The sequence below is a fragment of the Microcoleus sp. A003_D6 genome (genome assembly GCF_036702825.1).
In the GTDB taxonomy this organism is placed as follows: Bacteria; Cyanobacteriota; Cyanobacteriia; order Cyanobacteriales; family Microcoleaceae; genus Microcoleus.
On sequence record NZ_JAUBWA010000010.1, the window covers coordinates 22,283 to 44,740 of the forward strand.

Sequence of the window (22,458 nt, forward strand, 5' to 3'; positions counted from 1 at the left end):
ACAGGCAAGATGCCTGTTCCACAAAAATTTAGTTTTATTGTGGGAAGAACAGGCAAGATGCCTGTTCCACAAAAATTTAGTTTTATTGTGGGAAGAACAGGCAAGATGCCTGTTCCACAAAAATTCAGCTTTATTGTGGAACGGGCATCTTGCCCGTTCCTAAAAATAATGAAATATCGGATTTCTAATCAGTCACTGCTTTAACTTCCTTCAAATGACCAAATCTGTAATTAACGGCAAATGATCCGAACCGACATTTCGGCCAGTACGAATCTTCAACACACCAATTTCTTTGGTGACTAGAAAGTGATCGATCGGAATATAAGCCAGCGGCAGAAAAGTCGGCCAAGTCGGTAAAATGCCAAAGCCCGATCGCGCATTTCGCAAATTTCCTGTTTTTACCATATTTTTGTAAAAAGGCGACCACATTGTGGTATTGAAATCCCCAACCACCACCAGCGGATTTTTGACTTGGGCTGCATACTCGCCGATGGCTGCTAGCTGTTGGTTGCGATCGATAAAACTCTGCTGTTTGACCGGCACAGTCGGATGAACAAGAATCAGAGAGATGACTTTACCTTGAAATTTAACATCCGCAAACAAGCTCTTTCTTTGCTTTGAAAAGGCTTTAACAGAAGTGTTTTCTAAAGGCAGCTTGCTGTAGATGGCACTGCCAAATTTCTCAGATTCTTGTTGCTGCCAAGAGTAAGGAAAAATCTCGCTTAAAACCGATAACTCTTTTGCCCAAGACGTGCTGACTTCTACAAAAACCGCGATATCAGGTTCTTCTCTTTTAACCAGCGAAATCGCATCAGAATATCGCCGATTACTCGTTAAAACATTTGAATGCAAAATCCGCAACTCTTGCCCGGGAGTCTCTCCTGCAAAGGCTGGCCCTGGGAAATACCAAGGAACAATTTCCGACAAGTTAAGAATAATACAAAATGCGCTCACCAGCAACCATATTTTTTTTGAGCGCACCAGAGCGAAGAAGATAAAAATTGGTAACCCAGCCAACAGATATTGTAGTTTAAAATGAGAACTTAACTCAAAAAATAGGTTAAATTCTCCCAAGTAACCTGTTATTGACAGGAGTGCATTTACAATTGCTGCGAGCATAAACCATTTTAAAATTACGTGATTCAAGCTAATAATTTGGTTATTGCTGTGCAGTACCGCCCATTTTAGCTTAATTTTGAGGTCATTGGTAATCGGCAATTTATCAATTTCTGTTACCAGTTGTTCTGGCTGTTCCAACTCTCGCCGCTTTTGATAAAATCTCACCAGCAAGCTATCTACCACAAAATAACTAAAATAATTGGCAACAAATCCTACAAATACCAACACACCTAAACCGATGAGCATACCAAAGGAGCCGCCTACTTTGACCAAACCCGAAAAAACGGCTGCGTCACCTGTTTTACCTGTAGCTCCTATGGCGATAAAGAGCATTAAAGCCGGCAATCCGATCGCGATCGTGTTTCTGATGATATAGTCCATTATACAATTTTAGATTTTAGATTTTAGATTGGGAATGAATTATACAGTTTGTATGGTCAGCACTACGGACTGGTTGACTTAATAACGGCTTGACAAAATAGACAGACTCCTTAAAATTCATATATTTCTAACGGTAAATTGTCGGGGTCTCTGAAAAATGTAAACCGTTTTTCTGTAATTTCGTCAAGGCGAATTTCTTCTACTTGTACTTGTTGGGATTTTAAGTAAGCAACTGATGCTTCTATGTCCTCAACTGCAAAAGCTAAATGTCTCAAACCGCAAGCTTCAGGATTGTTAACTCTTTCGGGAGGATGGGGAAATGAGAAAAGCTCGATTGTGTCATTGTTTCCGACTCGCAAATCTAGTTTGTAAGAATTCCTCTCGCTTCGGAAAGTTTCTTTGATAATCGAACATCCTAAGACTTCTACATAAAAATTTTTCGAGGCTTCGTAATCCGAGCAAATAATCGCCACATGATGTATTGCTTTTATTTTCATCTGAATAAAGTTAGTTAGTTTTGTTTTTATGAGATGTTGCACCATTTTAAATAAGTTTTTTAGGAACAGGCAAGATGCCTGTTCCACAAGAAAATTTACTCTTTGTGGAACAGGCATCTTGCCTGTTCTTGAAAATGGTGCAAGATGGGAGGTTTCTCCAAATGCACAGCACGCTATTAACCAATTATATTTGACGATCGCAGACTGGGCGACAAACCCTGCTAAATTCAGGGCGTGAAGCGGAGCTATCCCGAAGGGAATCGACCTTTATTTTCCCCCGCCCAAATCTTAATCGCAAAATTTATGCAAAAAAAGCACCCTACTTTGATAGAATGAGAGTTTTGCACTCAATCACCCAACTTGCATCTCAGGAGACAAGCACTATGGCCCGTATGTATTACGACACCGACGCGAACCTAGACCTCTTAGCCAACAAAACGATTGCTATCATCGGCTACGGTTCCCAAGGACACGCCCACGCCCTCAACCTCAAAGACAGCGGCATGAATGTCGTTGTCGGTTTGTATCCCGGTAGCAAATCCGCAGCCAAAGCAACCGACGCGGGTTTAACAGTTCACCCGGTAGACAAAGCAGCCGCCGCCGCTGACTTCATCATGATTTTATTGCCCGATGAAGTTCAAAAAACTATTTACAAAGAACAAATCGAACCGAACCTTTCTGAAGGAAATGTTTTAGCATTTGCTCACGGTTTTAACATTCACTTCGGCCAAGTTGTTCCCCCAGCCAATGTAGACGTAGTAATGGTAGCCCCCAAAGGCCCCGGACACCTGGTGCGGCGGACTTACGAACAAGGGGAAGGCGTTCCGAGTTTGTTTGCAGTATATCAAGATGCTTCCGGTCAAGCGCGCGATCGGGCAATGGCCTATGCTAAAGGTATCGGCGGCACCAGAGCCGGCATCCTCGAAACCACTTTCCGCGAAGAAACAGAAACCGATCTTTTTGGCGAACAAGTAGTTTTGTGCGGCGGTTTGAGCGCCTTAATTAAAGCTGGATTTGAAACCTTAGTTGACGCCGGATACCAACCGGAATTAGCTTATTTTGAATGTTTGCACGAAGTTAAACTTATCGTTGACTTAGTAGTAGAAGGAGGCCTCGCCAAAATGCGCGACAGCATCTCCAATACCGCAGAATACGGCGATTTAACTCGCGGCCCCCGCATCGTCACGGATCAAACCCGCGCCGAAATGCGAAAAATTCTCAGCGAAATTCAATCCGGCCAATTTGCCCGCGAATTCGTTCTCGAAAACCAAGCCGGCAAACCGGGATTTACCTCCATGCGCCGTCAGGAAGCAGAGCATCCTATTGAAGAAGTTGGCAAAGATTTGCGAGCTATGTTTAGCTGGTTGAAAAAGCACGCTTAATCAATTTTAGATTTTAGATTTTAGATTTTAGATGGGAAGATCGATCTAAAATAGTCCTGGACGCAGAACCTAATTATGTAAGGTGCGCACTCCGCACCTTACCGCTTCGAGGAAAATCTCAAATCTCAAGTTTAATCGATTTGAGATTGGAGGAAAAATCTAAAATCTACAATCTCAAATCGTCATGTTTGGTTGTGCTTCGCTTAACTTAACCTACAATCAAATGGCTGAGTATTGTTAGAGAAACTTGGTTTCTTGTTAGTAGATAGAAACTATGGACTGGGACTAGGACTTTTTTGCAATTTATCAATATCCTGTTGCCTTTTCTCGTTGAAATCTCTCGGCCTCAGCCAATTTGGCCACAACCCGACGAAAAACTTTCGGCTTGCCACGCTAGTATCTCTTACAGGTTTGGGGAGAAAAGTTAAAGTGTCACCGTAAAGGGTAAACAGGGCTGCCAACAGAAGCAACAGCGGGATAAGATTTTTTTTAGGCATGGCAGTTTGGGAGTAGAGTTTGTGGAAGCGCTTTGTTATATTTTGCCCTGGCACGGACAAAAAATATCAGCAACGGCTCAAGAAAATAGAGCCTTGGGCGAAGCGGCTGCGCATACAACAGCAAAGGCTGCTAAGTCGCAATATTATTAGACAACGCTGACTAGAAACTCACAACCTAAGTTCAAATGTGCGGACTCGTGACACCTCAGAAACCCGGTTTCTTCGTAACTTTCTCGTTACTAAATAGGAAACTCGTAGAAACCGGGTTTCTCGCCTGTGCGTGGGAAATCAAACTGTCAGAAGTATTGATGACTATTAGACCAATGGCAAAAATAACTAGGACGGGCTCTCCGGCCCATCCCACAAAATTTTTTTTCTTGTGGAATGGGCCGGAGAGCCCGTTCCAGAATTTGATTAAAAGGATTTTTGCAAGAGGTCTAATGACTAATGACTGATGACTGATGACTACTTATTTCCTTGAATGAAAGTTTGGATAACTGCATTAGTTTCAGGGGGAATTTCTGTTACCAGCCGCACCGGAATTGCGTTGGTCGAAGCAAATTGCGCGTATTCGGGCGTTAGAAAGACTGCATATTTGTCAGCTTCGGCCGTCAGTTGAGCGGCGGTGGCCAAACTTACAGCTTTAATATAATTCCGTATGCTAACAGCTTGGTCGCCGACAAGTTCATCGCCGGTAATTACTGTGCTCGGCCTGCCAAGTTGGTCTAAAGTTGTGCTCGGATCTTTGACGCTTAAGTGGGTTCCTCCTACAAAACCGACTAGCCATTTGGGAGATGGAATTTTCGGGAAGCCGGCTATTTGTTCGACTAAGGCGGGAGTTGTTTTATCGGCAGAACCTGCTACTATTAATGTGGGAATCTTAATTGCACTTAAGCCAGTTTCTCCAAATAGTAATGATGTTGTCGGGTTCATGACGATCGCCCTTTTAATCCTCGCATCGCGCAGTTGATACCGTTCTTCGGGCAATCCGGCTGCCGCGCACTGAATGCCTTCGCCCAAGCTGAACCCAATCAAATCACCCTGACACCGCTGTTTGAGTCCGCTCAATTGCAGTTCGGCACCGGCCAAGGACAAGGCTGTAGCGCCGCCGAAGGAATAGCCAATGATCATCGATCGGTCGATCGCAATTTTCCCCCGTAAGTTATCATCAGTTTGGTTCAATTTTGCCAGTTCGTCGAGCACAAAACTGATGTCTTTGGGACGGTCTAAAAACTCTTGAGGAGCTAGCAACCGAGATTTACCCGCGATCGCAGCATTGGTATTCGTTTCATTGCTTCCCGGATGTTCTAATGCTGCTACCACATAGCCGTGAGACGCCAAATGCTCGGCTAAATAGCGCAAATCCGTGCGGACAGAACCCAAACCGTGAGAAAAGACGATCGTCGGTTTGTCGGCCGTCGCAGCTCTCGACCAGTAGACATCAACCGGAATGCGCCGATTGCGGGCGCTATCGTTCAAATCTAGCTTTAGTACCCGCACCGAATTCGGGCCGGGCCCGCTCGGGTCGAAAGGCAGGTTCAGCGGCGGTTTGGTGGCTGCTAACTGAGGTGCGATCGCCGCCATAAACCGCTGAGTTTGCCAAAAACCAGCGTTCAAATTTCCCAAAACCGAGAAAGCTCGATCGAGATCCACCACTACCCGCGAACTCGGATAAGATTCAATGAAACTCAATACCGATAAGCCTTCCGGCGCGTTCGCCCCCAGCACCAAAGCCGCTCGCAGCGCTTCCACACCCGCACCGTCGCGCCTGGGTATGACTGTAGTCAAATCCGTCAGAATCGCAGTACCGATCCGAGTATTTAGCAAGTTGCTCAAGCCGACTACATTTAGGGGAATTTTCGCTTGGAGTGCTCCAAAGATTTGACTGCGCTGTTCGGAGGATAGCAGATTGGCGTAAGCTTGCAGTTTTTCGGGGACTTTGCCGGTTTTTGCGAGTTCGCGCAAATCCGCAACGGATATTGACGATTCTAAAATACCTTTGCGGACAACAACCGTTTCCGCAGCTTTGACAGGGGATGTCACGCCGCCGAAAGTGCCGATCGCGATCGCGCAGAAAACACTCGCCACTGAGGAAAACCATCTGAAATTTGGTCTAATATTCATCTTTACCTTATCGAACTAAAGCGGATATCACTATATTCTCAAAATTCTCCCAAATACCGAGAAATTGTCTTGGGGTGCGATCGAAATTAGTTTGCGGGAGTGCGTCCGGGCTTTAGGCGGGTTGTTTTTGAATGCTTAAACCGCAGAGGGCGCAGAGGAAGAGAAAAAAGAGATCGATAGTGTCGGTACCAACTGAGATGTTGCACCATTCTCAATAGACCTCTTGCAAAAATCCTTTCATCAATTGATGGAACGGGCTCTCCGGCCCGTTCCACAAGAGTTATTTTTTCTTGTGGAACGGGCCGGAGAGCCCGTTCTAATTATTTTTGCAAGAGGTCTAATAAGCTTTTTACGAACAGGCTTTCGGGTCTGTTCCACAAAGAGTTAATTTTCTCGCTTCACAGGCCCGAAAGCCTGTTAAGCGAGAATGGTGCAAGATGTGAGTACCAACGGATTTGATATTAACCGGGAGTATTGTAGGGTGCGTCAGCCCTATCTTGTTTCCCTTGCTTAGTAAGTGTTCTACCCGTGGCACCCTACAGGCCCCGCCCGGTGGTTTAAATGCGTAACAGCTTACCAACGGATTTGATATTAACCGGCAGCCCGAAAAGTACAAACTTCGGGAGTTAGTTCTCTCGTGGACGGTTGCATCGGATGGATGGGGATTAAATCTTAACCGCCGATGAATGCAGATTCACCGCATCATCGGCGGCTAAAATTTTTCTCAAGATACAGGAAAATAAACAACCAGCATCGAAATATTTTGGTGAGTCCGGGCGATCGCTTCCGGTTCTTTGAGAGTTCCCGGTTTTTCCCACAAATTCTGTTGCTGAGAAATTGTTGTTAAAATCAGCAAATCGTGTTCTAACAAATTCTGCGAAACTAGCTTGATAAAATTTCCCCGCACCCGATTTACCGGTATCTCAGAAAGAATTTCCACCTCCGCCGCACTTTTGTTGCTTTGTTCCCGTTTTGTCGCCACCAACAACACTTGCAAAGTCGCCTTGAGCTCCTCGGCCAAACTCTTAGCAATATCCACCGTTTCCTGAAATCCAAACCGATTCAACTCGCCCTCAGTTACCGCCAAAATAACTCTGGCTGTATTCTGGAGAGGATCGGGAAATCGAGCAATCAGTACGGGTACGGGCGATCGCCTTACCACATTGTCAATGATGCTGCCAAAAAAATTGTCGCGCGTCGTGGAAAATCCCTTCCAACCGCAAACTATTAAACTAGCATCGCGTTCGGTTGCACTCCGCAGGATTCCGCGATCGATCGCATCATCTATCCTCGCGATCGGTTCAACCGCACAAGCAGCCGCATGGGCGACAGTTTCCGCAGCCGTCAAAAGTTGAGTTTGCTGCATTTTATCTGCGGGCGAAATTGCTTCCCCGCGATCGGACAAAATATGCAGCGGCAGCAAAGTTCCCTGAGAGCTTTTTGCTAAAATCAAAGCCAAACGCAGCAAATTATCTTCCGTATTCGGATTAGCAACAGGCACTAAAACTCGATTTCCCCATGAATTTTTTCCCGAACTAGCAGCCGGCAAACTCGACCCCGGCGGCTGCATTTCTTGACCCCACCGAGATACAATCCAAGGAGAAGCGACACAAGTTACTAAAATCATGGCAATGATGCCGTTCACCGTGACGCGATCGACCAATTTAATGTCAAAAGCAACCGTAATCGCCGCCAAAGTAGAAGCGGCTTGAGCAACAGACAGACCGAACATTACCATAATGTTCGGAAACTCAAAACCAAATAATTTCCCCGGTAGCCAAGCTGCCAAAAACTTGCTCGCCACCTCTGCTAAAATCATCACCGCCGCCACCAACAAAGACTGCGGCTGCTTCACCAAAATTAGCGGGTCAATTAACATCCCCACAGAAATCAGAAAAAACGGCACAAACAGTGTATTGCCAATAAACTCAATCCGATTCATCAGCGGACTCATTTTGGGGATAATTTGAGTAATGGCAATTCCCGATAGAAACGCACCAATAATTGCCTCAATCTCAATTAGTTCTGCGGCGTAAGAAACTAGAAATAGGGTCGCCAATACAAATATAAATTCGGCATTTTCGTCGTGACCGAATTTCTTAAAAAACCAGCGGCCGATTTTGGGAACTCCCCACAAAGTAGCAAAAGTGTAGATAGCAAGAGATGGAATTAGGAACAGCCAAAAATCGAGAGTGAGATTTCCTTTGAAAGCTTTGACAACAATTGCCAGCACTAACAGTCCCAATACATTCGTAATTAAAGTCCCGCCCAAAGTCGCCGTAATAGTCTGAGTTCGCATCAATCCCAATTTTGTAAGAATTGGCAGTGCTAAAAGCGTGTGCGTAGCGAAACAAGAAGCGACTAAAATTGAAGCCAGCCAGCTATATCCCAACAGCAGCATTGCTCCCGTCCCCAATATCATCGGTAGCGAAAAAGTAGCCAGCCCAAATATGACAGCTTTGTCTGCATTCAGTTTGAGGTCGTCGAGGCTAGTTTCCAGTCCCGCTAGGAACATCAAAAACAGCAATCCTACAGTACCTAACAAAACAATAGTAGCGTCTCGTTGCAGCAAATTGAGACCGTTGGGCCCGACAATTACGCCCGCAATAATTAAACCGACTATTCCCGGTAGTCGCAAGCGCTCAAATACCAGCGGCGCAAGTAGCATGATTGCTAAAAGAAGCAGGAAAACGGGAACGGGAGCGGTAATCGGGCCGGAAGTTAACATAAATTTCACCCTAAATATTGGCAGCGAACTGCTATTATATTTAAAAGGAAATAATCAAAATATCTATCAATCTAAAGAGGTATTATCAATAATTGACAGCGTAATTGTTAATAAGTAGGACTGGGCGGGAGAAACCCGGTTTCTCGGTAAAATATGGGTTTGATGACAAAAAATTTATGAAAAAAACCGGGTTTCTAGTTCCCCGCGTACAAGTCCTGATTGGGAATAATACCCAGACCAAAGGAAAACGTGCTTTTATCCCTTGCTCTTGTCTATTTAAAATCTAAAACCGGGAAAGGTTTTGCCGCTTCCATCTGCGCCGCTAAAGCAATTAAAGTTGCTTCCGCCGCCGGCCGCCCGATAATTTGAATTCCGACGGGCAAACCGTTGTTATCTAAAATTGCAGGAAGTGCGATCGCAGGCAAACCGCTAGCATTAAACGGCGGACAAGGAGCAATCCAATTCACGATCCGCTGCAAAGTTTCTTCACAGCTCAAATCCGCCCACTCCCCCACCCGGATTGGCGAGTGCATATAAGTCGGCAAAACTAACACATCAAATTTTTCAAAGAATCCCACAATCCGCCGTGAAATCACCTGCATTTGATTCACCGCCCGCAAATATTCCCCAGCCGAAATAGTTCTTTCCAACAACCAGCGATTCATCGGTTCCAAAGCAGGGCCTGGAATGCCGCTTGCCGCCGCCCCAGACTGCCAAATTGCGGTAAACGGTTCGATTAAACCCGTAAAATCCGGGCATCCAGGTTCGACATCGTGACCCAAATCTGTCAATAATTTTACTGTTTCGAGTACCGCTTGCTGACAGATAGCCGCAGCCTCGCCCACAGGGGAAATAGTGGTAGAAAAAGCAATTCGCAGTTTGCCCGACTTTTGAGTGGAAGCTTCTAAAAACGTCGGATTTGAATCTGGTAGCCAGTACGGATCGCCTGTTGTGTAGCCTGACATCACATCCAAAAGTGCGGCGGCGTCAGCTACAGTGCGCGCCAGTGGGCCGTTTGCAGAAATGCCGCTGAGGTAATCTCCGACTGGTGCCCAGGAAACTCGCCCCCGCGAGGGTTTAATGCCCACTAAACCGCAGGCGGAAGCTGGGCCTCGGATCGAACCGCCGCCGTCTGAACCTTGGGCGATCGCGCACAAACCCGCCGCTACAGCGGCCGCTGAGCCTCCGCTGGAACCTCCCGGCGTATAGTCTAAATTCCAGGGATTGCGCGCGGGCGGGAAGCCTTCTGGTTCGGTGTAAGGTAATGAGCCAATTTGAGAGGTGGCTGTTTTGCCCAGAATGTTAAATCCGGCTGCTTTGATCCGCCATACTACTGACTCGTCGTAGGCAGAGATGTTACTCAGCAAAGCCTGAGTGCCGTAAGTACAGGGAACGCCGGTAACTGGTGTCAAGTCTTTAATCGCAATGGGCACTCCGAAAAAAGGTGGCAATTCCTGTGACTTGTTTAATCCAGCTAGTTGCTCGGTTTGAGATTGAGCCAGGGCGATCGCCCGATCGGCCGTTACAGTAAAATAACTGCCAAGCTCAGGGTTTAATCGATCGATCCGTTCCAAGTACAGATTGACAATTTCTAAAGGCGACACTTCCCTGGCGCGAATCGACTCCGCCAACTCCAAAGCTGAAGTAAAAGCCCGATCGACAGAATTCATCGGTTTAAGTCCTTAATAGTTGGCTTAAGTATCAATTTATACTGCTTGCTTGCGGAAAACTCTTTCCATTAAAAAAATTCTCCAAAAATGTGGAAAATCCATATTCGATCCTATATCGAGAGCGATCGCATCCTCCAATTGGCAGAATATTTCCTTAGTAGTTGAGCAGTATGACCTCCTCTTGGGATAGACTGAGTAGAACAGTTAAGCTTTTGTGCAAGAGACGCACTTCGGGCGATCGGCATTGTACAACTTCCACAAATCATCTGTTCGAGTCAGCCTTCTCACCAACTTAAGGTAGCGCATGTCAGGAACCTCAGCCCCGACGGCATGAGGCTTGAAAGAAAAATCTAACAAGCCGTCCTGACCAGCCTCAGTCCTTCGCGGACTACGTTTTTTGAGTCACGACACCCTGGAATGCGAAGCTAGTTCCCTGCCCTGTCGCTAAAAGTTAAACAGTTTTAAGGTCACTGAAACAGTGCTTTTAGCCTAACAAGCTCAGAAAACATCGGCGAAGCTAACATTACCCCGCAAGGGAGGTTCCGCAAGGAACAAAACACTATGCGATCGCGGGTTGGGGGATTTGAGGTAGTAACTGTCCTACCGAAAGTGCATTACAAAAGTACACTCCCATCAACCAACTCGTCCGGCGGTAGTGAAAGTAAAGCCGTCCTATAAGGACGGGGTTTCTACCCATAATTTTGATGACACAACAGCATCCGCCCGCTCCTCGCCCGCCCGTACCCGGTGCTCCCCCACTCCCAGGAATACCCCGCCCTCCAGCTCCCGGGATGCCCCCCAGAGCAGGAATGCCGCCAGCACCGCCGCCGGCACCAGCACCAGCAGCCCCACCAGCACCAGCACCAGCAGCCCCACCAGCACCAGCACCAGCAGCCCCACCAGCACCAGCGCCCCAATCCTCCGCCACACCTAAAGACCCGAAAGCCAGCAGCGGCAACTCTCCGACTTTGAAAGAGCTAGTCATCCGAGCCAAAGAAGAAGGAGTATCCGACCTTCACCTCGGAGTAAACGAATTCCCTCGCTTCCGCACGCGGGGCGAGATTGCCGACATCGGCTATCCACCGACGGATTTAGATACGTTTTTTGGCTGGTTGCGCGAGTGCATGAGCGATGAAGAAATAGAAATTTTCCAAAAAACCCTAGACTTTGACGGCGCTTTCGACTTCGGCTTCGTCCGCATCCGGATCAGTTGCATGGACTCCTTGGCCGGCCCGGCGATGGTACTGCGGCTAATTCCTGCCAAAATATTGACAATGGAGGAATTGAAGCTGCCGGAGGTCTTTAGGAAAATATGCGGCTACCACAAAGGGCTGATTTTGGTGACGGGCCCCACAGGTTCGGGCAAATCTACCACCTTGGCCGCGATGATCGACTACATCAATAAGAATAAAGCCTACAACATCATCACGATCGAAGACCCCGTAGAATTCGTACACGAAAGCAAAAAATCCTTGATCAAGCACCGGGAAGTCGGCAGGCACACCCTCAAGTTTATCAGCGCTCTCAAAGGCGCTCTGCGACAAGACCCGGATATGCTGCTAGTAGGAGAAATTCGGGACAGAGAGACGGTGGAAATCGCCCTCAAAGCCTCTCAAACCGGTCACTTAGTTGCAGGAACCCTGCACACCAACAGTGCGGTTAAGACCCTGAACCGGATTCTGGATATGTTCGGGGCGGAAGAACAGGATGCCATACGGGTTTCAATTTCCGAATCCCTAGTGGCGATTATCGCTCAACTGCTGTGCAAAACCACAGACGGGAAGCGGGCTGCTTTCCACGACGTTATGATCAATACCGACGTGGTTAAGGAATACATTCTGAAGGGGCAGAATGAGGAAATCAATCAAATCATGATCAAAGATACTTATGAAGGCATGACGACGATGAATAAGTCGCTCTACGGTCTTTATCAAGAAGGTCGGATTACTGAAGAACTTTGTGTAGAGAACTCGCCGTTCCCGAACGAAATGGCTCAGATGCTGCGAGGTCGAGTCTAAAGGTCGAGTGTTAACAGTTAGCAGTTAAAAGTTAACTGTTAACTGTTAACTGTTAACTGTTATTGGTGTACTTAATTGAAAGTCGATCGCCCGATATTGCCGGAATTTTTCAAAGGCATTGCGCTGTTTACACCAGGGGGAGACTTAATCTATTGCATAGACTCCCGCAAGCAAACTCAGTGGCACTTGCAGTTGTGCGTAGCTCTACAGGAGATACTGGGCTTGTCGGAACCGCCGCATTTTTTGATACCTTGCTACACGGCAACCGTTGACTGCTGGCTCGATCCGAGCGTTCGGCAGTTGCGAGTTGCTGCCGAGGCATACCCCCCGGTGCTGCGACATCAAACGCTGCTAAATGCCATTTTTGGGACTGGCGACTTGGTTTGGCACCCCCGGAGTGAAGAAATGTGCGAACCGATGGCGATCGCAACTTATCACGAACAATTCCCCGAACTTTGGGAAAATCACGACTTAGTTGTACAGTATCCGATCTCCGTTGGGCGATCGGACTCTCGCAGTTCGATCTTACCTCCCTCCCGCTTCCGGCAATCGCAGCCGATGCAGCCAACCAAACCAACAGCACTAACCCCACCGCCACAAACTCGAGGGTATGTTTTGCGGCTGTTTGTTTCCGGCAGCAACCCCAGCACCGAACGCACCCTAGAAACTTTATACCAGTTGTTAGAGCAATCCCTCGATCGTCCCTACACTTTGAAAGTAATTGATGTTTTGAAACATCCCGAACAAGCTGAGGCAGATCAGATTTCAGCAACTCCTACGTTGATTAAAATCTGGCCGAAACCCGTGCGGCGAATAGTCGGCGAATTGAACGATGATGAAAAAATAATGCGGCTGCTAAGTTATTCGGAATTTTAGATTTTTCCGAGGATTTTTTGCGATTATTTAATCACTTCGCGATCGCACACATTGTATCTGTAGGGTGCGCAGTGCGCACCTTACCCCTGTTTGGGGAGGAGCAGACCATTTTTTGGCCTTATTCCTATCTCCAAAACAGATGCTCCCAAAGTCGATCGACTTAATCAGGCAAACAAACATCAGGAGCGCACAAACCTGCAAAATCCAAAGTTGTGACTGTCAGCGTATCCAACTCAACTCGCCGAATCGCATGATTGTTCGTATCAGCAATAAATAAGTGAGACCCGATCGCGCTCAAGCCCGAAGGTTCAAAAAACCGAGCATTAAGACCTTTAGCATCAACCAAACCTGCTGTACCATCTCCAATCATCGTTCTGCACGTACCGCCCCGGTGGTCGATCCGCTTAATTTTGTGATTGTAAGTATCAGCAACCCAGAGGTAATTTTGAGCGTATTCAACACCCAAACAGTGCTGCAACCTTACCTCCTCAGCGCGACCATCTTTATCCCCAAAACCAAACAATTCACCGCTACCGCAGACAGTTCGCACCTTCGGGTCTTCATCAATACCCACAGCGCGAATCGAACTAATTTCGCTGTCAGCAACAAACAACTCCGATCGATCCGTAGACAGGCCGCTGGGCTGAGAAAAAGCAGATTCTGCAAGATTCCCGTCAACACAGGATTCTCGGCCAATACCCGCATAAGTGGCGATCGTGCCAGTGTCTAACTGCATTTCCCAAATTTGGTGGGAACCCGCCATTGCAATAAAAAGTCTATTTCCAACTCTTTCTAAATCCCAAGGCGAATTCAATTGCGTTTCTAAACCCTTGCCGCTGCGGGGTGCAATTTCGTGACTTTGTTCGCCCGTACCAGCAACAGTTTCCACCCGTTGAGTCGTAAAATCAATCTTTCGGAGAGCGTGATTTTCCGTATCAGCAACATATAGAATTTGACTTTCTGTATCAAAAGCCATACCTTGAGGTGCAAAAAACTCAGCTTCTTCAAAGTCCCCGTCAGTTAAACCCGGTTTCCCCGTACCGATGACGTGCAGCACCTCACCTTCAATGGTGCTGACAACAATCCTATTGTGGCCAGAATCCGCAATAAACAAGCAAGAACCGACTAAGTTTTGGATGACTGAATTAGCAGGCCCGGGCAATACAGTTTCATCTACAGATTCATTTTCCTGACTCATTTCTCCCAAAAGCGCGACCTGTTGGTGAAGATGTTTTGCCTCCGTTGCAGCGATCGCAAATGCCAGCACTTTTCCAGGAAAAGCCAGCGGTGTTGATAAAGGTTTGCGCTGTTTTTCTAACCTAAAACGGAGTTCTTTAAAGTTGAGTGCATTTTTATCTTTGTATTCAGCAATTAACTTGCCAACTAACTCGTCAAGTGCTTCTCTATTGCCTTCGCCGGAAACAAAGCCGACGACATAACTTTCGGGATCGATCACCATTAAAGTCGGCCAAGCGCGAACCGCGTAGCTTTGCCAAACTTTCATGCCGCTGTCTACGATTACCGGATGTTCGATATCGTAGCGGAGGATAGCTTGGCGGATGTTTTCTACTTCTTTTTCATTTTCAAATTTTGCTGAGTGAACGCCGATAACGGTGAGGGAATCTTTATATTTTTGTTCGAGGTATTTTAAGTCTGGGAGGACGTGCAAGCAGTTGATGCAGCAGTACGTCCAGAAGTCGAGGAGGACGACGCGCCCTTTTAAGGATTCAATGGATAAAGGTTTCTCGGTGTTTAGCCAGGGGTAGTTTCCGGGGAATTCTGGTGCTCTGACGCGGGGCATGGCATCTCCTAGGTAGGACGTGAATGATTTTTTTACTTCTTTAATTTAGCGGGAAGTTTCGCTGGATGGGGAAAAAGCGGGTTAAACGAGGGCTTTTGGACATAGGCAAGATGGCTGTGCGACGAAAGGGGGCGAGGGGGGCGATCGGGCCTCATTGTCTTTGTTGCGTATAAATACTCAAAAAATCCCTCTTGACCTAAAATCTAAAACAATTATCAAAGGTACTTGACATTTCAGGATGACAAGCTTAAGCTATATCTAGGAACTTTAGCTAAGGTTATGAGAAATCACTCAATGTCCAAAACTATCTATGATGTCATCCAGCGTTTTGAGGTAGAAAAAGGCGTACCCCGCCTGATTTCAACCAATATTCAAGTGATTGAAGGTGGCGAAGATTTGATGTCTTTAGCTGCAAATTTACTCAAGAAACTGGGCTTCTATGACAAGTTTGACGAAAAGCGCACATCTCAATATATAGGGTACAGACTTAAAAACCCGAGGAAAGGAGATAAGCGCTATCAACTTGTTTTAGCTCAGCGGAAAGAGGGTTTATGTATTTCCATTCCCCAAGACAGATTAGAACCATATCTCCTCAACATGAAGTCTCATGTAGTCATCCAAGAACAAGTGGTTAGAGGTGAAAATCTAAAAGCAAGTTATTGGATATTACCTAGTAAAAGAGAGCAGTTTTTGAATTCCATAAAAGGAGAATATTGGCATCTTTTTGAGGAATTTGAAATAGGGGTCAAGAGGGAAATCAAAGGAGATGTTTACCTAAATTCTTATAAAAATTACGAAAACTCATATACAAATTGGGTAGAAGTTTTTCCCAGCGAGATACTGGATGAATTTCAAGCAGATACTTTGAGCAATGACCCCCAATCTTATCTAATAATTAATCCCGATAAACTGTTTCCCTACGCATGGCAAGTATCTATCAATTCAAGTGAAGTTCTAGAAGAGTTTCTTGGTTACTTTGCAAAAATTATCATGGAGGCACAATAATGTCTGTCAAACCCAGAAGACCCCTTCTCAACCCTTACGAAAAGAGCATGATTCAATTCCTTGAGACCTGTGTAGACAACAACTATAAGGTTTCTCCACAGGTTAGCTTATTCCAAATTTGCCAACAAGTCAGCAACCTTGACTGCGAACTGAGAAAGTTTTTGTTTAGCCCCAGTGCTGTGGATGCTCTAATCACAGACTTGAACTACAATCCTTGCCTAGTAGTAGAGTTTCAGTCTCAGTACCACGATAGCCCAGAAGCCAAAGAGCGCGATCGCAAAAAAGCTACTTTACTTGAGTTTGCCAAAGTTCCCTTAATTTGCTCGCGGGTAAAAGACTGTAGTTTATTATATCTCTCGTCTCAAGATGAGCAAGTAGTTTGGAATTTATACACAGGACAAAACAGGGAAAATGCCCAAGCGCTAATCAGGCAATATTGCCAGGAATCAGTCGCGCCTCAACTTTAGCTTATAGCTTGGTAACAGAGCTTATTCGACTCTTGATTCTTCCCAAATCTACCGGGCGATTGGAAATCGCGGCTACACAGACAAAACCCGCCTGCGGGGGTTGAGAAGAAGAGCAATCGTAGATTAGTTTGAGGAACCAACCCTCTGTTTCACTCCGCCCGAGTTTCTTGTTTGTAGCAAGACTTGTTTAAATTGGCACGATTCAGTCCCCCTCTGCTGGGACTTCGTTTGTGTAGGCGCGGTTTAAACCGCCGTTTTTCCTTTGTTTGTGAAAACGGCAGTTTAAACCCCCGTTTTTTCTCCTAACAGCAACCGCCGCCGTTATAATGCCAAGTCGAATCAGTAATTAACACCTTATCCGGCATTAATCCGCCCAACTTCCCAGCAGTTTTATCGCACACCGCCGCCGGAACTCCCCGCTGCAAGACGTGACCGGCCCCGTCATCAAACAGCTCTTCAGACCCCGCATAAATCGCCGTCTTGCCCGTGAAAATGCAAGCTCCGTCATCCGGTACAGGCACTTTGAAAGACACCGAATCCAGGCTTTCTAACAGCAAATCCGCATCCAATTGATAATTGTGTTTGTCCAGCAGCCGATAAGGCCTTCTCGCCCGCACTTCGACTTGCCCAAAACCCACATCTACAAGGTGTTGAACGTATTCTGCGTATGTCAGAGCGCCGGACAAACACAGCGCCCGCAAGCGTTGGTCTTCCTTCAAATGCTGCGGAATTGTGCGAGTTGCGATCGGATCGCTCATCAACAATCTGCCGCCCGGTTTTAACACCCGATAAGTCTCTTTTAATGCTTTAGCTAAATCCGCAGGTTCAAAAATATTAAACAAGCAATTTTGTGCGACAACATCTACAGAAGCATCGGGCACAGGCAACGCAAAAGCATCGCCTTCGCGAATTTCCACAAAACTCGCATCAAACCAATCATTTTCTTGGGCGGCAATTCGCAAATTGCGTGCCGCAGCTTCTCGCATTGCTGGAACCGGATCGACGGCAATTACTGCTCCCTTTAGTCTAGAAAAATAAGCAAATTGCAGTGCTTCTAAACCGCCGCCGACGCCTACATAAAGCACGACTGGATTGCCGACAAGTTCGGCGGCGTGGACTGTTGTACCGCAGCCGTAATTCATTTCTTGCATTTGTTCGGGAATTTTTAATCCTGGCAATTGCAAGGGACTGCTTTGGACGCAGCAAAGTCCGATTTGAGGTGTTTCGGCAACGTCGCTGTAGAATTTGGCTGCTGTTTCGAGGTAGGTCATTTTTGGGTTTCCTTTAATTTTTGACCGCAGATGCACGCTGATTTTCGCGAATGAACGCAGATAAATACAGAAAGAATTTGTTAGGTTGCAAATTCGACTTTTTGTTCTGATTTTGGCTGATTTTCGGGTTCGGAAACTGTTTTTTCGGGAGCAGCTAAGTCGGGGGTTGGCTGGCTAGGAGTTTCAGCGGCAACTGGCGGCGCTGGCGGTACAAGATTGGGAGATTGTTGTGGTATCGCAGGAGCGACTACTTTTGGTACTGGAGCTTTTTCTGTTATTTCTGGCAGGGTTGGCGGCTCTGAAAAAGTAGCAGGTTCGGGTTCTTGACGCCAAAAGTTGCGGAATCGATTGTAGTATCCTTTATATTCCTGTTTCTTGGTTTGGGGAGATGCTGTTGGTGTCGGTTCTATTATTTTAACTGGTACAACAATTTTTGGGGTTTCTAACTGTGGAGTTGCTGTCGGTGTCGGTTCTATTACTTGAACTGGTTCTACAATTTTCGGTGCTTCGAGTTCGGGGGTTGCTGTCGGTACCGGTTCAAGTAATAGAACTGGTTCTACAATTTTCGGCGCTTCGAGTTGGGGGGTTGCTGTCGGTGTCGGTTCTATTACTTGAATGGGAGCAACTTCGGGAGCAACTGTTGGCTCTAAGCTGGGTTCGGTAACTGGGGTTTCTGGAACCGCTGGTGAGGGTTGGACAACTGGTGTTTTTTCTAATGCAGGTGTCGGTTTGGGTTCGGGGGCTTGGTAGGTGCGATCGACTATACCGCGAGTTTCTGCTGCTGTTAGGGAGCCCCGCACTAATTTAGAAAGAGGATCTTGACCGAGCGGTTCGTAATTTATCAGTCTGACTGTATTATTAAAGGCGTTTTTGACGGTATTTCCCCGTTCGTCGAGAAATTCTAGCTGTACCCAGTTTTTCCCTGGCTTGAATCCTTTAAGATATATAGGTTGCCACTGGTCGATCGCAAAAGTTTCGCCGTTAACTGTGGCTCGAATTTTCCAATCGAGTATTTCATCTTGGGAATTTTCTTGTGCCACTTGGTGCTGGGGGGCATTTGTCAAGTAAAAGTCGAGCAGGATGGGTTCTGCGCCGTAGCTGCCTTGGGGGCTGTTGTACGTTAATAGAGGCAATGTTCGATCGGGATTATTGTCCTGTGTTTTGGTAAAAACGTGAAAAGTGGTTTCAGCGAAAGCACCTTCGTTTTTAAAGCTTTCTTCCCAAGGGCGAGCGGCTAACACCCGCAGGGTATGGGTTCCGGGTTCTAAGTCCGAGAGCGTTAAAGGCTGGTTGATGTCGTAAAGCGCTGCATAAGGTTGGTTGTCTAATAAAACTTGCAGGTGGGGGCCCAAACCCAAGTTGGCATCTTTGAAAATGGGGAAGTCCTTAACTTGGAATTGAACGGACACATTTATATCCTGAAGCACTTCGTCAGGTAATGGATTCAAAATACTAATTTGAGGCTGGTAGATTTCTAGAGCCTGACGCAGTTGTTGAATGGCTTCTGGAGGAGAAACCTCTGAGATTCTGTTTACCTCGGCGGTAGCCCAGGCGCTCTTGTTTCCTGATTTGGGCAATTCGGGATGGCCCGCGCCACAACTTGCTAAACCCAAAATTAATACTGCTGCTGCGAATAATGCCAGCAGCCTGCCAGCAACCGTTTTGTGCCAATTGATCCCTATCACGCAACCATACTCCTAGAAGCCTTCTCATAGGGAACTATAGCCCAAAACCGAATTTAGTATTTGGGGATTGCCGATCGGGCATTCGCCAGGCCCGTAGGAGCCCTGATTGAGGTCTTCTCGGGCAACCACTCTTCTGGGACTAATAAATCCCGCAGCCTTTTTCGGAAATATCTCTCTACAAATGAGTATTCCTCCATTGCCTTATCTTTGAGTTTTGTAAAGTTAATGGCAGTACCCCTTGACTTTTTTTCTGGACTGTGGAATTTCAAAGGGTTATTACATCAAGAATAGAGGCTTTTTTAAGTATTGTTAACAAGCGATTAATACTCCTCTAGCAAGCTTATAATTCATAAAACTCCCTCAAAAGGAGCAGTCGCATCAAGCCTAAATCAGGAACTCGATCGGCAGCTCATCTGGCGAGAAGAGTTGGCAGTACCCAGGGACATTGTTAGCGACACTGGGAAACTGGCTTCTTCTTGGAAGCAAAATGCTTGGAGAGACGATGCACCTGCGTCTAACTCTGCAAAGAGTGAAGTGCAAGCTGTTTCGGTGAACCAAGAATCCCCGTACCAAAAGCCCGGGGAGTGTCAGATACAGTATTTCAGTTCTCGTTCCTTGTCTTACCGAGAGGAGAGTCTTCATGACCATTAGTCCTCCAGAGCGAGAGGCAAAAGTTAGGGTAGTAGTCGATAAGAATCCGGTTCCAACTTCCTTCGAGAAGTGGTCAAAACCAGGTCATTTCGATCGCACTCTAGCTAAGGGACCAAAAACCACCACTTGGATTTGGAACCTCCACGCTAACGCTCACGACTTTGACAGTCATACAAGTGACTTAGAAGACGTTTCGCGCAAAATCTTTAGCGCTCACTTCGGCCACTTGGCAGTAATTTTCGTATGGTTGAGCGGCGCATATTTCCACGGCGCTAAATTCTCCAACTACGAAGCTTGGCTGACAGATCCTACAGCCATCAAGCCCAGCGCTCAAGTGGTTTGGCCGATTTTTGGTCAAGAAATTTTAAATGCAGATGTAGGCGGCGGCTTTCACGGAATTCAGATCACCTCTGGTCTGTTTCAACTGTGGCGCGCCAACGGCATCACTAACTCATACCAGCTATATTGCACTGCGATCGGCGCTTTGGTAATGGCAGCTTTGATGCTATTTGCCGGTTGGTTCCACTATCACGTCCGCGCTCCGAAACTGGAATGGTTTCAGAACGTAGAATCGATGATGAACCACCACTTGGCAGGTTTGCTAGGCTGCGGATGCTTGGGCTTTGCAGGACAACAAATTCACGTTGCTCTGCCGATAAATGCTTGCATGGACGCGATAGATGCAGGCTCACCCCTGACAGTGGGCGGCAAGCTGATTAAAACAGTTGCTGATATCCCCCTGCCGCATGAGTGGATTTTGACACCGGGCTTGATGGCTGACATCTACCCGAGTTTCGCAAAAGGTTTAACCCCCTTCTTCACCCTAAACTGGGGCGCATACGCAGACTTCCTGACCTTCAAAGGCGGTCTGAACCCCACTACAGGCGGTTTGTGGCTGACAGATACAGCGCACCACCACTTAGCTTTGGCAGTGCTGTTCATCGTCGCCGGACACTTCTACCGCACGAACTGGGGCATCGGCCACAGCTTCAAAGAAGTTCTGGAAGCTCACAAAGGCCCCTTCACTGGCGAAGGCCACAAGGGGATGTACGAAATCTTCACGCAGTCCTGGCACGCCCAACTGTCGTGGAACTTGGCCTTGATGGGCTCTTTGAGCATCATCGTGGCTCACCACATGTACGCGATGCCTCCGTATCCGTACATCGCGACCGACTACCCGACTCAGCTATCCCTGTTCACCCACCACATGTGGATTGGCGGATTCCTGATTGTTGGGGGAGCGGCTCACGCAGCAATCTTCATGGTGCGGGACTACGATCCGGCCGTGCACGTTAATAACCTGCTCGATCGCGTAATCCGCCACAGAGATGCAATCATCTCTCACCTCAACTGGGTTTGCATATTCTTGGGCTTCCACAGCTTCGGTCTGTACGTTCACAACGACACGATGCGGGCTTTCGGTCGTCCTCAAGATTTGTTCTCGGATACCGGGATTCAGTTGCGTCCGATATTTGCCCAGTGGGTGCAAAACATCCACGCCTTGGCTCCGGGCACAACAGCGCCTAATGCTACGGAAATCGTCAGCCACGCTTTTGGCGGCGGTGCAGTAGTAGTAGCGGGCAAAGTAGCGATGATGCCGATCGAGTTGGGTACGGCGGACTTCTTGATCCACCACATCCACGCTTTCACCATTCACGTTACAGTCCTGATCCTCTTGAAGGGTGTGTTGTTCGCACGCAGTTCTCGTTTGGTTCCTGACAAAGGTAACTTGGGCTTCCGGTTCCCTTGCGACGGCCCCGGCCGTGGCGGCACCTGCCAAGTTTCAGGTTGGGATCACGTGTTCCTAGGCCTGTTCTGGATGTACAACTGCATCTCGATCGTGATTTTCCACTTTAGCTGGAAAATGCAATCGGACGTGTGGGGAACTGTATCGCCAGATGGCACAATTTCTCACATCACCGGTGGTAACTTCGCACAAAGTGCGATCACGATTAACGGCTGGCTGCGGGACTTCCTTTGGGCGCAAGCTTCTCAGGTGATTCAGTCCTACGGTTCGGCACTGTCGGCCTACGGTCTGATGTTCCTAGCCGGACACTTCGTCTTCGCCTTCAGCTTGATGTTCCTGTTCAGCGGCCGCGGCTACTGGCAAGAACTGATTGAGTCGATTGTTTGGGCTCACAACAAGCTCAAGGTAGCTCCGTCGATTCAGCCTCGCGCTCTGAGCATTATTCAGGGTCGGGCTGTGGGTGTAGCTCACTACCTCCTAGGAGGAATTGTCACTACGTGGGCATTTTTCCTAGCGCGAATCATTTCGGTAGGGTAAAC

Annotated in this window: 15 protein-coding genes; 7 read left to right on the plus strand and 8 right to left on the minus strand. The window is 47.2% G+C overall.

Translation table 11 applies throughout. The features are described 5' to 3' along the window. Positions 1–204: hypothetical protein (locus tag QUB70_RS04860; protein WP_332978693.1), on the plus strand; the 204-nt coding region annotated here is incomplete at its 5' end. A gap of 6 nt (positions 205–210) precedes the next feature. Here QUB70_RS04860 and QUB70_RS04865 read toward each other — a convergent pair. Both QUB70_RS04865 and gloA2 read right to left on the minus strand, forming a co-directional pair. Further along, positions 211–1,500, minus strand: a complete 1,290-nt coding sequence (locus QUB70_RS04865; RefSeq protein ID WP_332978695.1) for an endonuclease/exonuclease/phosphatase family protein — start codon at positions 1,498–1,500, stop codon at positions 211–213. 110 nt (positions 1,501–1,610) lie between these two features. After that, positions 1,611–1,997, minus strand: a complete 387-nt coding sequence (gene gloA2, locus QUB70_RS04870) for an SMU1112c/YaeR family gloxylase I-like metalloprotein (RefSeq protein ID WP_332978697.1) — start codon at positions 1,995–1,997, stop codon at positions 1,611–1,613. A gap of 332 nt (positions 1,998–2,329) precedes the next feature. Between gloA2 and ilvC the strand changes: the two genes are divergently transcribed. Continuing rightward, positions 2,330–3,379, plus strand: coding sequence for a ketol-acid reductoisomerase (gene ilvC, locus QUB70_RS04875; protein ID WP_332978699.1), 1,050 nt, complete (start codon positions 2,330–2,332; stop codon positions 3,377–3,379). Between the two features lie 962 nt (positions 3,380–4,341). Here ilvC and QUB70_RS04880 read toward each other — a convergent pair. From QUB70_RS04880 to QUB70_RS04890, 3 genes are all read right to left on the minus strand, one after another. Next, positions 4,342–6,000 carry an alpha/beta hydrolase gene (locus tag QUB70_RS04880; RefSeq protein ID WP_332978700.1) on the minus strand — a complete coding sequence of 553 codons (1,659 nt, stop codon included), beginning with the start codon at positions 5,998–6,000 and terminating at the stop codon, positions 4,342–4,344. Between the two features lie 724 nt (positions 6,001–6,724). Then, positions 6,725–8,728, minus strand: coding sequence for a cation:proton antiporter domain-containing protein (locus QUB70_RS04885; protein WP_332978701.1), 2,004 nt, complete (start codon positions 8,726–8,728; stop codon positions 6,725–6,727). Positions 8,729–9,000: 272 nt separating this feature from the next. Continuing rightward, a complete protein-coding gene (locus QUB70_RS04890; protein ID WP_332978702.1) occupies positions 9,001–10,398 on the minus strand; it encodes an amidase in 1,398 nt (465 codons plus the stop codon). A 704-nt stretch (positions 10,399–11,102) separates the two neighbouring features. Here QUB70_RS04890 and QUB70_RS04895 point away from each other — a divergent pair. Together QUB70_RS04895 and QUB70_RS04900 are read left to right on the plus strand one after the other, a co-directional pair. Then, the gene (locus QUB70_RS04895; protein WP_332978704.1) at positions 11,103–12,416 is read left to right on the plus strand and encodes a type IV pilus twitching motility protein PilT; all 1,314 of its coding nucleotides are present in this window, start codon (positions 11,103–11,105) and stop codon (positions 12,414–12,416) included. A 75-nt stretch (positions 12,417–12,491) separates the two neighbouring features. Then, positions 12,492–13,292 carry a circadian clock KaiB family protein gene (locus QUB70_RS04900; RefSeq protein WP_332978706.1) on the plus strand — a complete coding sequence of 267 codons (801 nt, stop codon included), beginning with the start codon at positions 12,492–12,494 and terminating at the stop codon, positions 13,290–13,292. A 160-nt stretch (positions 13,293–13,452) separates the two neighbouring features. Here the strand turns inward: QUB70_RS04900 and QUB70_RS04905 are convergent, their stop codons facing one another. Then, on the minus strand, positions 13,453–15,093 hold the full coding sequence (locus tag QUB70_RS04905) for a thioredoxin-like domain-containing protein (RefSeq protein WP_332978707.1): 1,641 nt from the start codon (positions 15,091–15,093) through the stop codon (positions 13,453–13,455). A 294-nt stretch (positions 15,094–15,387) separates the two neighbouring features. Here QUB70_RS04905 and QUB70_RS04910 point away from each other — a divergent pair, with 294 nt between their 5' ends. Both QUB70_RS04910 and QUB70_RS04915 read left to right on the plus strand, forming a co-directional pair. Beyond that, positions 15,388–16,098, plus strand: coding sequence for a hypothetical protein (locus tag QUB70_RS04910; RefSeq protein WP_332978708.1), 711 nt, complete (start codon positions 15,388–15,390; stop codon positions 16,096–16,098). Further along, positions 16,098–16,565, plus strand: coding sequence for a DUF2726 domain-containing protein (locus QUB70_RS04915; RefSeq protein ID WP_332978709.1), 468 nt, complete (start codon positions 16,098–16,100; stop codon positions 16,563–16,565). The genes QUB70_RS04910 and QUB70_RS04915 overlap by 1 nt, the downstream gene beginning before the upstream one ends. A 302-nt stretch (positions 16,566–16,867) precedes the next feature. Here QUB70_RS04915 and arsM read toward each other — a convergent pair whose 3' ends face one another. Both arsM and QUB70_RS04925 read right to left on the minus strand, forming a co-directional pair. Next, a complete protein-coding gene (gene arsM, locus QUB70_RS04920) occupies positions 16,868–17,836 on the minus strand; it encodes an arsenosugar biosynthesis arsenite methyltransferase ArsM (protein ID WP_332978710.1) in 969 nt (322 codons plus the stop codon). A gap of 80 nt (positions 17,837–17,916) precedes the next feature. Next, positions 17,917–19,521 carry a hypothetical protein gene (locus QUB70_RS04925; protein ID WP_332978711.1) on the minus strand — a complete coding sequence of 535 codons (1,605 nt, stop codon included), beginning with the start codon at positions 19,519–19,521 and terminating at the stop codon, positions 17,917–17,919. Between the two features lie 640 nt (positions 19,522–20,161). On the opposite strand from QUB70_RS04925, the gene psaA reads away from it, so the two are divergent. Beyond that, positions 20,162–22,456, plus strand: coding sequence for a photosystem I core protein PsaA (psaA, locus tag QUB70_RS04930; protein ID WP_332978712.1), 2,295 nt, complete (start codon positions 20,162–20,164; stop codon positions 22,454–22,456). The last annotated feature ends 2 nt before the right edge of the window (positions 22,457–22,458 follow it).